Genomic DNA, 13,880 nt, shown 5'->3' with positions numbered 1-13,880 from the left:
GTTTTGGAAAAGTCTGTTGTCAAAATTTTCGATTGGCAAGGATTTCACAGGGCTTTGTTTCATTCATGCGTTTCTGCGATATACATGCATAACCGCGTATCGGGAGCCGACAATGAAGATCACACTAAACACCAAACCGCCTGTTGAAATCGAACTGCACGACGAGATCAGCACGGAAAGCCTGATTTCAACGTTGGCGGCTCACCCGGCAATCCAGGAAATAGCCAAGGACGTCGGCAAGGGTTCCTTTTACACCCGCTATGAGCCCTACAATGGAGTTTACGACCGCAGCCAGCTGGTGCCGATTGTCGACGCCTATCTGATAGGCGGCATCGAAGCGGCCGAGGAATACCTCGAAGAGAACTGGGCCAATAGCCCCGAGAGTGAATTCGAGCGGGCTGTCAAAGCAGACCTTGAAAGCGAGATGCGGAGTGTCGCTCAGCTCGTCACGGCCCACGAACGTTTCGACGATGCGGAAGACGAGATCACTGAAGGGCTAACTGAAGCTCTCGAAGAGTTCTGCATCGATGCAATGGTAGATGCAGACAAGAGCAAGATCACCAGTCTCTTCGGCTCCCATGACAAGTTTGAAATGAGCTTTGGCATCGATCTCGACAAGCTCGGCGTCGAAGACCTACACATGTATTACAGCCGCCAGAACTGGTTCAGCGTTGAGACACTGAACCCGGATGCCAAATTCATGCGCATGTTCAAACTGATGAACATTTCGCCGTCAGCATTCATCGAATACATCATTGAAGCGTACGGCCACGACCCTCGTAACACAGACTTGCCGGAAGGCATCAAAGCAGACGACTGGGCGGGTAGGGCGATCCTGGAGCAGGCCAATCGCTGGCAAGCTTTTTGTGATGTCGCATACGATGGCGTGGTCAGCCGAGAAACCCGCGCCAAATTCGAGGATCGCAGCGGCTTTGACCGTTTTTGCGATGACCTTGAGATTGAAGGTCGCACTGTTCATGACCTTGATCGGCCCGCAGCCATGTCGATGGAGCAACTGTGCGTGGTCATCGAGAACGCGGGCGGTGGCGGTGTGCCGGTCTATACAGCTCGTTACGAGATGAGGGACATCCTTTCCGGAAAACTTGATAAGCCTTTCATCGCCAAGAGAGGCCTGATCGGCATCCATGACTTCGTCAATGGATCGGGTTACATGGCGGACAACGATGTTGAGGTCCTCATCAATCCCGCAGTTGGCGGTTTCCGCACTATCTCGATCAATGGAACCTACGACTTCATCGGCTCGGCCTTCGATAACGAGATTACACCTGTTGATGGAGCCGACTGGGTCCACTTCGCTGATGACTGCTGGCGCACCGAGCCGGGCCTAGATGGCGCGTATGCTGAGATATGGGCAGAAGAGTCCGAGATCGGCGTGACCCACTGGCTTTCAACCTACGACAAGAACAGGGACGCTGCAGGCCTGTACGCCGAGAGCGAAGCATTCGACAGCCTGGAAGAGGCCAAGAAGGTCGGTCTCGATGTTACGCGCAAGTCTGCTGCCGAGCTTGAAGCAGTGGCCGACGCTGAATTTTCCGGCCCAACAATCTGATAGCAGGACATGGCCGACGCCGAAGACCACTTCATCAGGAATGGTCGAACGCCCCAGGACTCTGAGACCGGGCTAGAGCCAGCTCCGCCCCATGGAAACGTAATATGCGGGCTTCCCCTCGATCTCGGGTGGGAAGCCCATTATCGTTGCAGTCATCAAAACGATGATTTTCACCTGTTCATGCTCGCAGTAGCGCTTGCACTGCCTGTAAATTTCTCTCTTCTGGGCCTTTAACTTCACTTCGACGGCCACGCCTCCGGGCAGCATGAAGTCAACGATATCACTCTCAGATAACTTAACCTCACGCTTGTAATCGATGCCGTGACTATCGAGTACGACAGCTATCGCGGCCTGGACCGACTTCTCATCCTTCATCACGAACGGCGTCCGCCGCATCAAGGCCACAAATCTTTCTACGTCGGTCACGCTCTGCCCACCACTAATCGAGATCGACATTATTTCCTCAAAAATATCTGACCCTGTCAACGAAACGTGCTGACAGAAAGGAATTCTAAGGTTCTAATTTTCCCACCAGTGGTGCAAACCGCCAAATCCCGGGTTGATCTCCTTGTAGCCGAATGGTCCCAAATCGATGATCAAATGCAGGATAACGAAGGTGAATACATGCGAAGGATTTTCTCAGGTACGCAGCGCAACGCGATTATCAATCACGATGGGTGCTGCGTCAGTTGCGGCTTTATCGAACAAGGCCTTTTCGCAACCGAGACGAAGGATGGCTCCTTTGAAACGCTATGCGAAGAATGCCTTGCGCCAAAACACCTGGAAACTTTCTCCGACACCACGTTCCAGGCAGCTTATTTGCCCGAGCTTTCAGGTCCGGTGGTAGCTCATTTCTCCAGAGTAGCAGCCTGGTTCTACTTCGCATCGAGGATAGGCAAAAATATCGAAATGGAGTGCGGTTTCGACGGCCTTCTCCCTGCCGAAACCAGTCGCATAACCTGGTGGGAAAGCCCCCTTGCGGTTCAATCGTATAAAGCCGCCAAAGCTGACATGAAAGTGGAGGTAAGCAAAATCCGTCAGATGCGCAAGGGATCGGAAGCTTATGCGTTTCTAAGAAATCGGATCGACGCGACAAAAGCCCGATTTGGTGCAATGACGTTCCAGGGACTTGAACGCGCTGTCGGCTGCGATGTCTTCGCGAGAGATTTTCGCATGATACCGGTAGCCATTCCCCTATCGCGCGTTCGGTCCTGGAGCAAAGGAAGTACCTTTTCCAATCATCCCGTTGCCTCGAAAGACGTGGTTGAATCCCCTTCGTTTGACGATCTTTTCAACGGCAAAACGGAGGAATAAGATGAAAAAACGACATGAGATTGGCAACGTCAAAGACGCGGAATTCCTGAAATTTTCTGATGATTCATCCTGCTTCCTCGGGAAATCTGAAAGCGGGAAGGAAATCTGGCTGACAAAGCGCATGATGCGACAACATATGCTTGTTTCCGGGACAACGGGGTCCGGGAAAACAGAATTCCTGCTCACACTTCTTTTGAACAGCTTTGCCAACGGCGGCGGCGGCATCTTCGTAGACGGGAAAGGCGACTTGAATGTCCATGCCCGCGTTCTCGCAATGGCCGATCAATTCGGGCGCAGCGACGACGTCTATGTCTTGAATTTCATGAACCGGAGCAACGATCAATCTGTCTGCTCTAACACGATCAACCCATTCCAATACATGGCTTCCGACGCCATAACTAATCTATTGGTTTCACTTATGGATGATGTCGACGGCGACGCTCAGATGTGGAAAGGCCGAGCGGTGGCAATGTTCACCGGCGTGATCAGAGTTCTTGTATGGCTCCGGGATCACGAGGGACATCAGATGGATGTTGGGGTTGTCCGTGACAGCATTAGCCTGAGGCAAATCATCGATTTTTGCGATCCGTCGAAGTATCCAACCTTGCCTGTAGAAATTCGGAGATCAGTCCGAAGCTACCTCGGATCGCTGCCGGGTTATCAAGAAGACAAGCACTACAAACAGAGCCAGACCACCCTTGATCAACATGGGTACCTGGAAATGCAGTGGACCAAGGTCTTGGGGATGATGGCCGACGTCTATGGCGACATCTTCAATAGCGCCAATGTCGATATCGATATCAGGGATATCATTGAAAACCGCCGTATCCTCGTCGTTCTTCTCCCTGCACTGGAGAAGTCGGGCGACGAAGTTGCCAGCCTCGGGAAATTCATCGTCTCGATTGTGAAGGCGATGGCGTTCACAAGCCTTGGATCGGATGCGGCTTGCTCATGGGAGGAGGTCCTGAACAAACGTGGAAAGCGCCAGGCTTCACCGTTCATGTGCATCTTCGACGAGGTCAGCCATTACATGGTTGACGGGCTCGATTTGATGGCCGCGCAAGCACGATCCCTTAATTTTAACCTGGTGTTTTCGACACAGGAAATCGGGATGATGCACCGCAGAAACTACAACGTAGCCAACAACATAATAGCGAACTGCGCGACGAAAATCATGTTCCAGACCAATGAGCCGAGGGTAAATGCAGCTCTCGCGTTCCTTGATCTCTATAACAGTCGACATTTAACGCGCCACGGCGGTTTAGGGGGCAGAATTCTATCTGCTTTCCGCAATGGCTTCAGCGATCCCATACCCGTTCACGACCTGTTGCGTAACCTTTCGACTGGAGAATTCCTTATCACCCATCGGGATTGTGCGGTGTTTGGGAAAGGAGTTGCTTCCAATTTCGAACTTCGTCTACCTCTAGCTCCTGTCAGCTATTTCAACCATCGCACCGCCGGACAGAATATTGTTGCGGCGCTGCGACCCGACGAACCGGCTGAACTGTCCGAGCCCCTTGGAATGGCTCTGCCAGAGGAGTTCGCCCCTCTAGTGGCGATCAACGACCTGGAAGCGCTTCCCGGTGGGCATGCGTTCATGAGCGCGTCCCTTCAGGTTCTCGCCGCACTGACGGAGGGCAGCAGATTTGCTTTCCACAATCAGCGAAAGACAGACGAAATTATGGAAATTGGAGTGTAACGATGAACTTGTTTCCAAAGGAAATCATGGCCGTCGCCACGCGAAACCGAACTTTGGCGACCAATCGAAGAGACTACGGCGTTGCCCCCATCGTTCTGACGAATGAGATCGACGTCAGGGAAACCTTACGCGCGATTCCGGGGAGAGAAAAGTTTCTCCTGTTGCTAGCCTTGCTCGCGACGTCGAAGGACAGCGTTTTCCTGAGGTCGTCCGATCTGGAGAAGCTCGCAAAAGAACCCGCGACAGCTCAAATGAAGCCGTCCAGCGAGCAGGTCGCTTTTCTGGCGAAGATATCGGAACGTCATGGGCATTCGACCACCTTCACCATCGCGGCGATCCACGGGGCGTCCCGTTCCCCATATTTCGAGAAGTCCATCTTCAGTCCAGCGCGCGAACAAGACCCGCACTTGTGGTCGCTCATGTGGAATTTCGGTCGTCCCCGAATGCCAGCATCGGTGTTTGCTCCCTACGCACTGTTCGAGGCCGAGCGGCTTCTGGGAGAGCCTATCAGGGATTTAACCAAGATCGCGTCCTACCTGGTCCCGGCCGATGAAGCGGTGGATGGCGCATGATGAGTTTGGTTTGTGGTTGCGGACATCAAATGCATCGCCATGGCTCCAGAAATGTCCTGGTGACAGACCACCAGGATGGAACCTATTGCGAACATTTCGCCCGCATCCAGAGATTCAGGTGCCCGAACTGTCTTTCCACCGACGGCATCGAAACGCCGGAGATCGAACAAGGGTTTAAGCTTACGAAAGCAGCTGCCGATAAACTCGTCACAGCGGCACTATCCAATGACGTACAAGCCTGCTCCGACGCCAGCGGGGTCGACAAATCTACCATTTCTCGCCTCCTCACTTCCAAGGCAGACGCGGTCATGCTTCAGCACAGGGATATCAAGACCTGCAGACTGCAGCTTATCCGCCCAAGCGTCCTTGCCCTTCTTGATCAAAGGCACTCTTCTACCCTTGGATTTTTGCCCGGCATTGCAAGCAACGTGGTCGAGAACTGCCTTGAGCGAATGGGTGTGGAAACTGTGATACCGTGTCCGGAGACAGCTCCCTATTCGTTCCCCTGGATAAAGAAAATGTCAGTTACCCTCTCGGGAGCCGATTTCGCAGTCATGCTGAAGGGGTTGATCAAGAACGCCGCAAGAAAAGTAATCGAAATGACAAAGCTGCCCGAGAGCCTGTCGCCCAGCAGCGCCCTTCAATTGCTCACCTCTGATCTGACAACCTTGTCTGTAAACGATAACGTTGCCTTGTCACAACTGGCTCCGGCAGGGACGCCAGCACGCGGCTTTATGCGTATGCGCGACAGGCTACTTGCAGTCCATAAGGCGTCTGACCTAACAGCAGCACGCGCCCAGCTAGAGAAATGGAAAGAAGATTGCCGGGACCTGTGGGGCATCGTCTTCTCTGGTGTTGTTCGGTTCCTGGACACCTATAAGGACATGATCCTTACGAACCCTTACGCCCTTCAGGCTGCAGCAACCTACTCCGGCCCACCCGTAATGCGGCCAGCCAATGTCATGACGCTTCAGCTGCATCACGCTGGCTCAGCCTATCGAAATCAGTTGACCTTGCGCCAATAGCGATTGCTACGCGGTCTGACAGTTGTCGTTTGCAAACATCTCGCGATGGTTGATTGGAAAGGGCAAAGGCGGCGCATGAGCAAGTTTAGATATTCAGGCATCATTTTGAGGAGGGACGACGTCGGATACGGCGTTTTGTCCCGTGAACGTCAGATGAGCGTCGTCATCGCCGCGTTTCCAGATCGCTCGTATCACTGCCTCTCGGCCGTTCAAGTGATTGATTTCGAAAGTGAGACTACAAATCGATTGCTGGAGATAGCAGCATCGAGTCACTGCAACCAGGCCTTCAAGCTCTATTGCGAGAACATTGCCGTCCGCTTCGTTCCGGAGATGGTCGCCTACATCCGGAGCCTACCAGCCCCTTACAGGGCAGCCCAAATCGAACCAGAATGCGTGCGAAATGCAGTCATCAATGCACTCAAGCACGAGGACGCATTTCGAGCAGCTGTATCGTTCGAGACTTGCATCCCTTACCTTCTGGGCGATGAACGCCTTGTCGGCTCCATGCGAGACGTCCTGAAAGAAGCTCGCAGGGACTATGATCCTCAGAGTTGGCTCAAGGAAGCTGCTATCACGGCGGAGACTGACCTCATGTCCAAGAACGGCCCTATCGGCGGGATGATTCAGCAATATCGCCAGAGTGACGAGGCAGTCAAACAGACCGCATACGCTTAGGACTATTTTCCCAGATGCGGAAAAGCGCCCTTGCACCCTCAAACGGGATGTGCTTTAAGCATGTTCTCGTTTTGTTCTCATTTGGAGGGTTCATATGATCGCAAAAAATTTCGTTGATGAAATCATTCCAGACTGGCAGCTTCAGCTCGATGAAACGCATCGGATCACCGTTCACTCGACCATTATCTATCGGGTGCCCGTGAGTCAGGCACAGTTCAACAAGGCTCTGGCTTCATTGGAAGCTCGCCAGACCGCTTATGCGGACGAGCTTACACAGTTGGCCGGACGAAAGGGAAAACTGCGTGTAATTGACCATAACACAACGTTAGCGGCGCGGCAGGCGTTGTCGAAAAAGCACGGTGAAAACTTCCTCGACAAGTTCATCTATGACACGGAGCGAGCAATCGTTCCTGAATTGGGCGCTGCCGTCAGGCGCATTAACGATAGGGGCGTAAGGACTTCTCCCGAGCGGGCAGGAGCTGCTATCTCCATTTCCCCGGCTCGGTCCTTTCGCTCGGCAACCGACCTGGCGCGGTTTGAGCAGAAGAGAGGCAGCACGTGGTCTCCGACAGTACGGCTGGAGGTGATCATCAGCTTAGAGGGCCCGCGTGAACAGGTAGAGTTATCCGTTGAGGATGTCAGGACCGCAATGCTTTTCTGCGGCCCTGTAACAAGCTTTACCGAGATCGCTGGTGTGCCGCACCACCACGATGAGCCCGCGATGAAGCTCCCGCTGGCAGCGCCCTGATCTGCTGGCCCAGGCCCACTTTACGAGCCGCCGTGTAGATTACGGATGCGATAAGGGTTAAGGACGCTAGCTGCCAAGGAATTGTAGGGGGCAAGATGAAACCCAAGATGAATAAAAAAGCCGCCGCGACTAAAGCCACCTGATCCAAGCTGTGTTTCGCATTCAAAGTGGTGCGATGCGTTTTTAGACCCATGGGATAACTCCTTTGCCGGTAATCCACTACAAGAAGTTTTAACACCTTTGTGCGGATCAAAGAAGGAATTTAATTTCCCAACCGGAAATGTAAAGGAAACAAGCGGGCAAATGTGTGGCCGCCCACAATGTTTGCCAGAAAATTTGCGCAAGAAAAAAGGGCCGGAGAACCGACCCTTTCTGAAGTTTCTGAATTCAAGTTATTAGCTGAAAATCCAGACGATGGTGTTGGTTGCCGCAGCACAGGCCGTAGCGGCAGATGCCGGGTCGAACGGAGGAGGCGTACCAGAACCAGCGGTGCGGGTGGTGGAGCCGACGGTCACGCTGTAGACGCCACGACCGAAGTCCTGAGCAGCCAGTTTGGTGCAGGCATCCTGGGGTACAGCAGCGAAGCTCACCGAGAAGCCAGAAGCCGTGCCACCACCAGAGTTAGCCGGAACAACCGTGATTGCGCCAGAGAACGAGTTACGCAGGCCTGCGGTGCCGGAAACCATGCGGCCCGGAAGAGCCTTCGTATTGACCAGAATAGTGTTGGTCAGACCGGTGTAGGTCGACTGGCCGCCGTAGAGCGAACGTACTGCCTGCTGGATAGCACCGATTTCGATGACGGCGTTCTGCGTATTACGGCTGGTGTTCGCCTGGGTGTAAAACATCATGACGCCGACAGCGATCAAGACACCGAGAGCCAGAACCATTGCAAGTTCTAGAAGCGAAAAACCACGGCGACGGCGCTTCGCCACCATTCCACGATAGCCCAATTCACGGCTATCCTTGAGCATTTCCTTGACGTCCATAGTTCTTCTCCTGACACCAAAAATTTTGTTCGAGAATTCCATTGGCGGGCCGAATTACTGGCGCTGCCGCAGGACTGATACTAAAAATTAACGCTCGCGGAGAAATCCTTGTAAAGCGCCGAAACCGCGCTGCTTTCAAGGCTTTAGCCAAATACGTGGACGGCACCAGCAAAAGCGCGTGAATATATTTTTCTGTAATTTCGCATGTGGCTTTTTTACATCGTTTAAATGGCGAGATTGTCCGCCACGAGCCGCCGATGAAAAAGGGCGGCGTGATGCCACGCCGCCCTTTGAACAGTTACAGTTTGATGTGGAAATTACGCTTCAGCGCGGCGTTCAATCTGAGGCCTGGCCTGCTCACGTTTTGAGGCGGCTTCAGCGAGACCGGAGGCGACCTTCAGAAGGGCAACGGGATTCGGGACGATCACCATCGCATGAAGCGCCAGAAGCTCTTCGCCGAATACAACTCCTTTACCGAAGCAGCTCTCAATTTTCTCATCGATGAGCGGGCCGCGCTTTACAAGTTCCGTCTCTTTCAATTCCTTAAGTGCGCCGAAATACTCACTGATCGCCCGCGAAATTGCCAACCTTGCAACGGCGGCTTCCTTCGACAGGTAACTGACAGCACTGTCGAAATCCAAACCGCCTTCAAGAAGGGCTGCGAGAAGATTGTAGAGTGCGGCTCGCTCACTATCAGTGGGTTTCTTTACAAATTTTCCACGATTGATTGAACTGACGTTCGAACCAACAAAATCCTCGTCGTCACCAAAATTCACGGTATCACCCTTACGTTTGCCCGGCTTCATGTCGTTACCCCTTGTGAGTGAGAGCTATTGCTGTTGATATCAAGCCCAGAGCGATCAAAGGCACCGCGAGGTAGATAAAATCTTGTTCGGCGGGTGATCTAATGGCAATGACGAGCGACAACACGCCCGCAGTAACAGCGCCCAGGCAATCCCCAATACGGCGCGCAAAGAAGGCGGCGAGCTTATTCATCGTTATTCCGTTTATTCGAGACACATATTCGATGGTTTCTCGTGGCTCGGCGGAAATCAAGCGGCTCCATAGTTTACGACTTCGATTTTCCGTGCCTACAATTCCGTTCACAAGGAGTTCCCATGCGCCAATTTCTCACAGCATCCGCCTTCCTCTTGCTTCTAACAACTACAGCATCGGCCCAAAGCAGCGAGGCTGTCGGCGTCGAGTTTGCGGAGAAGGCAATCGCTAAAGGCTATGGCACCACCTGCGACCTTTCCATGCAACCATCCAAGCAAGATGGCTACTATCCGTGCATTGATTTCGGTCCTTATCGGTATGTCCGAGAATACCAGAAGGTTAGCGCATATGTCGTCGGCCCAGGGCGTGCGCCATTCAAAATCATGGCGGGGTCACCGCAATCACCAAGCTTCATCCTCGGCGGTCCCTGGGAGCAGGACTTTGCAGCGAGAGCTGTCATGTTTTGGAATGACGTCGTAGAGGGTGGCGAGGCCAAAGCAAAGGAACAGATGCAATCCTCGAAGGCACGCAAAGACGCGGAAAACTATGTGAAAGGCATCATTGGCCAGCCAGAAGCAGCCGAAACGAAGAAGGCAGATTCACCTTCTTCTCAGCCACAGAACCCCGATACGATCACGACTGAAGAGCTTCGCATGAGATCGGTCGGGCCGCGAGAGATGCTCGACGTAGACGAGAACGACATCCAACAAATCCTGTCTCAGCAAAAACCCTGAGAAACCCTGCGTTTTCTGCATTGCTGCAATGCACCAATTCCCCTTGTTGGCGGCGGACCCACCGCACACAATTTTATTGTGAACATAAGGAGAAAGAACGTGATCACTCAACTCAGAAACGCCATCAAGCGCCACGCCACCATTCGCCGCACAACCGCTGAGCTTTCGCGCCTCTCGGATCGTGAACTTAGCGATCTCGGTATTGCACGTTGCGATATCAATCGGGTAGCAAGAAGCGCATTTTAATCCGCTACGAACCATCCAGTAAAAAGCCGCCCACGGGCGGCTTTTGCTTTTCTTTTGAAGAACTCGATCTCAAAGAGTTGCGGTTGCCGTTGCTTCAGCGCGGATAGCTTCCAAAGTTTGATACTAGGCATCAGCACTCGAAACGATATCTGCCATCCCTCGTGACGGCGTCCCTTTGCACGGCAATTTGCGGCGACCAACTGGTGACGATGAGATCAGCTACCAAGGAACGGATGACTGGCTCATGCAGATGCGGAACACCGCTCAAAAAGGGTCCTCACGCCCTGATTAAGCTTCGTGCTCGGCAATGATGTCGAGCACATTCATTACATCTTCGATATCCATCCCGGAAATTGGCATGTATCTGGGAGAGAATGATCGGCACAGGCCGTTGCCTTGAACACGATAAACAAAGTCTGGCTTTAGGAAATGAACGTCATAGCCATTGATCTGTCCCATGCTTTCGACAGATGGGGCAGGGCGGTGAACATCATCGAAGCGCTCCATTCGCCTCAAAAGCTGTCGATAGAGGGCGGGTCCGACAATTTCAGCTGTTCCGCCGTCAAAGTCGCCACCCCAAATGCGAGATGCAGCTTTTGTCATGACGCGAATTTCTCGCCCGGCATCAACCATCGCCAATAAGAGTTTACACTCGGCGTCACTGAGGTTTTCGACATTGTTCCGGATTAAATCGCACCAGTTCTTGGCAACTTTTGTGGCCTCGACTGGAGAAATCTCAACCTGAGAAACGTTAGGGCGTGCACAAGCGGCAGACTCGTGGACTATCTGTTCTGCCTGCATTGTTGCTTTTCTCGCCTTTGAACGCTTCATTTTTCAACCAATTGCGGGGAATAATTCCTTACGTTTCAACGCATAAAAGGAATTATGGCTGTCACAGTCAATACGAATGTTGCGAAATGACAGAACCCGGGCCATATTTCATAAAAATTCCACCGAAGCCACGGATGGCAAATGCACGCCTCTCCTACACTCAAGGAAAAAATTGACGCGATTGCCAGCTGCATCATAGAGCGCTTGATCAAGTTTCACATTCGCGAATGTGCGAGCAAGCCGATCACCTATGAGTTCAAGGAACACTTCGACCGGCGCGACGCTGAACTACTCTTTGAACAGGCAATCGACCCATTAATTCCTGCCGCTCATGATGTCATCAATACCCTGGCACCTATACCAGACGTGCGCCTGGACGGTCGTGCTCTGAAGAACAATGGCATACGGCACCTCACCATCAAATGGTGGAACGTAGATGCGATCACCTTTGAAGGGGAGATGGAGGTATCCGCCCTCAGAAAGATGGTTGCCGACGCGAGATTGACCCGCATCGACAGCATTCAACAACTCGGCCTGACCTACCTTGATTTGATCACAGAGATCGAGGGCGTGCGGATTCCAGCCTACGGACCTATCTGCCTTCAAAATTCGGAAGGTGAGGCAACAGATAGCCGTTATTCAGGGCGACCCTTTGTCTCCCTCGGATTCCAATGGCCAAAAGATCAGGCCGCAAGGCCGATGAAGTTCCTTGCGCAATTCAGAGAAGACCAGTTACCCAAGGAAGTCCGTGAAACATACGGCCTCGGCACGAGCCTCATTTCGATCTTCACCTCTGTACAAACGCAAGATGACGAAGAATTCGACGCAGAGACACCCTCGCGCGACTTTGCGGTGTTTCGGTTTCCTTTGTCAGGCGAAGGTCATTTGGCAGAACAAACCGCTGAAGGACAGACGCCAGCTATGGCAATCGTAGGCTGGAAGGCGGTTCAGGACACCCCCAGTTGGCCCGACCTCCTGTCTGGAGAGCTTTCCCTGTCGGCCGCCGCCCAAGATGCGCTCCACGCCGTAAACGACGGCGTACTCGGATGCGTGAACGCCAGGAGGATTGGTATCGCCGTCGACGAAGCGGACCAAGCCTTCGTGGCCAGAAATGTCGATTACTTCTGGGGCGTTGGCAACTTGCCGCCTACAGCAGCTTTCAGAGGCGCGTCGCTCGAAACATTCGCAGAGAACAAGCTTTGCGGATGGCCGCTCTGGAGCAGAGAGCGCCTTTGGATGACCAGCGACGGTAAACGAATGCACCCGCTTCTTCATATCGCGGTCGGCGATGGAGATTTCGCAAATCTGGGTCTGAACGCCATCCGAACGGCCCACCTTTTCATAGACCCCAAGAATCCCGATATCATGAAGATCACACCATGGACCTTAAGCGCACTTTGACCCGACAAAAGACACCAATCAATGGCGAAATCGTCATCCTTCTGCATGGGATCGGCGCTACACCTCGAAGCATGCGCCCTTTGGAAGGGTTTCTGCGTGCCGAGGGCTACCTGGTGCGAAATTTGGCATATCCGTCGACAAAACATCGACTGGACACCCTTGCAGGTATCGTCATCGAGGCGATACGCGATGACATCAGGGAAACGGCTGGGCCTGTTCACTTTGTCGGTCACTCGATGGGAGGGTTAGTAACCCGAGCAATCATCAAACGAGACCGTCCCGCTAAACTCGGAAGGGTCGTCATGCTCGGCACTCCCAACCACGGAAGCGAGGTTGCTGATCTCTTAAAGAACCTGACAGCATTCAAGCGCATCTATGGCCCTGCTGGGCAGCAACTTCTGACTTCCACTTTAGCGGACGTTCAAAGACAAGACCCTACTATTGATTTCGAGCTGGGGATCATCGCCGGTACCCGAACAATCGACCCATTTGGTTCATATGTAATAGGCAAGCCCAGTGATGGACGTGTCTCGGTTGAAAGCACTAAATTGCCAGGAATGTCTGCCCACCTGATCCTGCCGGTGACCCACACGTTCATGCCAAGGAACCGGCTGGTAATTCGCGAAGTAGCCAGGTTCTTGAAGACGGGCAAATTTGAAGCGCTGGGTACCCCTAACTAACCCCGGGATGCTCCATGCCTTCCAGATTCCGACAGGTCGATCAAAGCTTTTTCCATCAGACTGGCTCGCGTTCACTGACCCGGATCGCGTAGACATCCTTGGCCCCTGGGCCGAAATGAGGGTGCTCCAGACTGATTTCCCGGTATCCTCGCCACGGCAAAAGAATTTCACGATCTGCATCACCTGCTTTGGGATAACCTTTGCGAATGATGACCGAATCGTAAATCTTGCCTTTAATCCGCTTCTCCCAATAAGGAGTTCTTAGCCGAAACTCCTCCAACTTAGACCCGTCACGGATCGCATCAAAATACTCAGCTTTGAGATTCAGCACCAAAGTCGACATGGCATCATTCCGGAAAATGTAATGGCTCTCAAGAACTGTTCAGCCATTACCTCAGGCTGT

The 13,880-nt window shown here is 53.0% G+C and carries 17 protein-coding genes; 11 read left to right on the top strand and 6 right to left on the bottom strand.

The genetic code is table 11. The annotated features are described in order from the left end of the window. Positions 1-16: 16 nt before the first annotated feature. Positions 17-1,570: a hypothetical protein gene (locus FFR93_RS02355; RefSeq protein ID WP_138391758.1), complete on the top strand. Its 1,554-nt coding sequence runs from the start codon at positions 17-19 to the stop codon at positions 1,568-1,570. Between the two features lie 72 nt (positions 1,571-1,642). Here the strand turns inward: FFR93_RS02355 and FFR93_RS02350 are convergent, their stop codons facing one another. Continuing rightward, positions 1,643-2,026 carry a hypothetical protein gene (locus FFR93_RS02350; RefSeq protein WP_138391757.1) on the bottom strand — a complete coding sequence of 128 codons (384 nt, stop codon included), beginning with the start codon at positions 2,024-2,026 and terminating at the stop codon, positions 1,643-1,645. 144 nt (positions 2,027-2,170) lie between these two features. Here FFR93_RS02350 and FFR93_RS02345 point away from each other — a divergent pair, with 144 nt between their 5' ends. From FFR93_RS02345 to FFR93_RS02320, 6 genes are all read left to right on the top strand, one after another. Then, complete coding sequence (locus FFR93_RS02345) at positions 2,171-2,884, top strand: hypothetical protein (protein ID WP_138391756.1); 714 nt, start codon at positions 2,171-2,173, stop codon at positions 2,882-2,884. A gap of 1 nt (position 2,885) precedes the next feature. Next, positions 2,886-4,583 carry a helicase HerA-like domain-containing protein gene (locus FFR93_RS02340; protein ID WP_138391755.1) on the top strand — a complete coding sequence of 566 codons (1,698 nt, stop codon included), beginning with the start codon at positions 2,886-2,888 and terminating at the stop codon, positions 4,581-4,583. Between the two features lie 2 nt (positions 4,584-4,585). Next, positions 4,586-5,155, top strand: coding sequence for a hypothetical protein (locus FFR93_RS02335; protein WP_138391754.1), 570 nt, complete (start codon positions 4,586-4,588; stop codon positions 5,153-5,155). Further along, on the top strand, positions 5,152-6,180 hold the full coding sequence (locus FFR93_RS02330) for a hypothetical protein (protein ID WP_138391753.1): 1,029 nt from the start codon (positions 5,152-5,154) through the stop codon (positions 6,178-6,180). The genes FFR93_RS02335 and FFR93_RS02330 overlap by 4 nt, the downstream gene beginning before the upstream one ends. Positions 6,181-6,333: 153 nt before the next feature. Beyond that, on the top strand, positions 6,334-6,855 hold the full coding sequence (locus tag FFR93_RS02325) for a hypothetical protein (RefSeq protein WP_138391752.1): 522 nt from the start codon (positions 6,334-6,336) through the stop codon (positions 6,853-6,855). Positions 6,856-6,949: 94 nt separating this feature from the next. Then, positions 6,950-7,603 carry a hypothetical protein gene (locus FFR93_RS02320; RefSeq protein ID WP_138391751.1) on the top strand — a complete coding sequence of 218 codons (654 nt, stop codon included), beginning with the start codon at positions 6,950-6,952 and terminating at the stop codon, positions 7,601-7,603. A gap of 395 nt (positions 7,604-7,998) precedes the next feature. Here the strand turns inward: FFR93_RS02320 and FFR93_RS02315 are convergent, their stop codons facing one another. From FFR93_RS02315 to FFR93_RS02305, 3 genes are all read right to left on the bottom strand, one after another. Next, positions 7,999-8,589 (bottom strand): type 4 pilus major pilin, encoded by a 591-nt coding sequence (locus FFR93_RS02315; protein ID WP_171049032.1) that lies wholly within the window; start codon positions 8,587-8,589, stop codon positions 7,999-8,001. 317 nt (positions 8,590-8,906) lie between these two features. Continuing rightward, positions 8,907-9,395, bottom strand: coding sequence for a hypothetical protein (locus FFR93_RS02310; RefSeq protein ID WP_138391749.1), 489 nt, complete (start codon positions 9,393-9,395; stop codon positions 8,907-8,909). Positions 9,396-9,399: 4 nt separating this feature from the next. Next, positions 9,400-9,585, bottom strand: a complete 186-nt coding sequence (locus FFR93_RS02305; protein ID WP_138391748.1) for a hypothetical protein — start codon at positions 9,583-9,585, stop codon at positions 9,400-9,402. Between the two features lie 122 nt (positions 9,586-9,707). On the opposite strand from FFR93_RS02305, the gene FFR93_RS02300 reads away from it, so the two are divergent. Both FFR93_RS02300 and FFR93_RS02295 read left to right on the top strand, forming a co-directional pair. After that, positions 9,708-10,319: a hypothetical protein gene (locus FFR93_RS02300; protein ID WP_138391747.1), complete on the top strand. Its 612-nt coding sequence runs from the start codon at positions 9,708-9,710 to the stop codon at positions 10,317-10,319. Between the two features lie 99 nt (positions 10,320-10,418). Beyond that, the gene (locus tag FFR93_RS02295; protein ID WP_246661272.1) at positions 10,419-10,565 is read left to right on the top strand and encodes a DUF1127 domain-containing protein; all 147 of its coding nucleotides are present in this window, start codon (positions 10,419-10,421) and stop codon (positions 10,563-10,565) included. Positions 10,566-10,853: 288 nt separating this feature from the next. Here FFR93_RS02295 and FFR93_RS02290 read toward each other — a convergent pair whose 3' ends face one another. After that, the gene (locus FFR93_RS02290) at positions 10,854-11,366 is read right to left on the bottom strand and encodes a hypothetical protein (protein WP_138391745.1); all 513 of its coding nucleotides are present in this window, start codon (positions 11,364-11,366) and stop codon (positions 10,854-10,856) included. Between the two features lie 171 nt (positions 11,367-11,537). On the opposite strand from FFR93_RS02290, the gene FFR93_RS02285 reads away from it, so the two are divergent. Both FFR93_RS02285 and FFR93_RS02280 read left to right on the top strand, forming a co-directional pair. Next, positions 11,538-12,797: a DUF1963 domain-containing protein gene (locus FFR93_RS02285; RefSeq protein WP_138391744.1), complete on the top strand. Its 1,260-nt coding sequence runs from the start codon at positions 11,538-11,540 to the stop codon at positions 12,795-12,797. Continuing rightward, positions 12,776-13,477 carry an alpha/beta fold hydrolase gene (locus FFR93_RS02280; RefSeq protein ID WP_138391743.1) on the top strand — a complete coding sequence of 234 codons (702 nt, stop codon included), beginning with the start codon at positions 12,776-12,778 and terminating at the stop codon, positions 13,475-13,477. The genes FFR93_RS02285 and FFR93_RS02280 overlap by 22 nt, the downstream gene beginning before the upstream one ends. A 55-nt stretch (positions 13,478-13,532) precedes the next feature. On the opposite strand, the gene FFR93_RS02275 is transcribed toward FFR93_RS02280, so the two are convergent. Continuing rightward, positions 13,533-13,820: an ASCH domain-containing protein gene (locus FFR93_RS02275; RefSeq protein WP_138391742.1), complete on the bottom strand. Its 288-nt coding sequence runs from the start codon at positions 13,818-13,820 to the stop codon at positions 13,533-13,535. Positions 13,821-13,880 lie beyond the last annotated feature (60 nt).

The sequence above is a fragment of the Rhizobium sp. MHM7A genome, from assembly GCF_005862215.1.
GTDB lineage: Bacteria > Pseudomonadota > Alphaproteobacteria > Rhizobiales > Rhizobiaceae > Rhizobium > Rhizobium bangladeshense.
The sequence above is the reverse complement of the archived record's forward strand: the minus strand, read 5'-3'. Positions and strand labels throughout refer to the sequence as shown.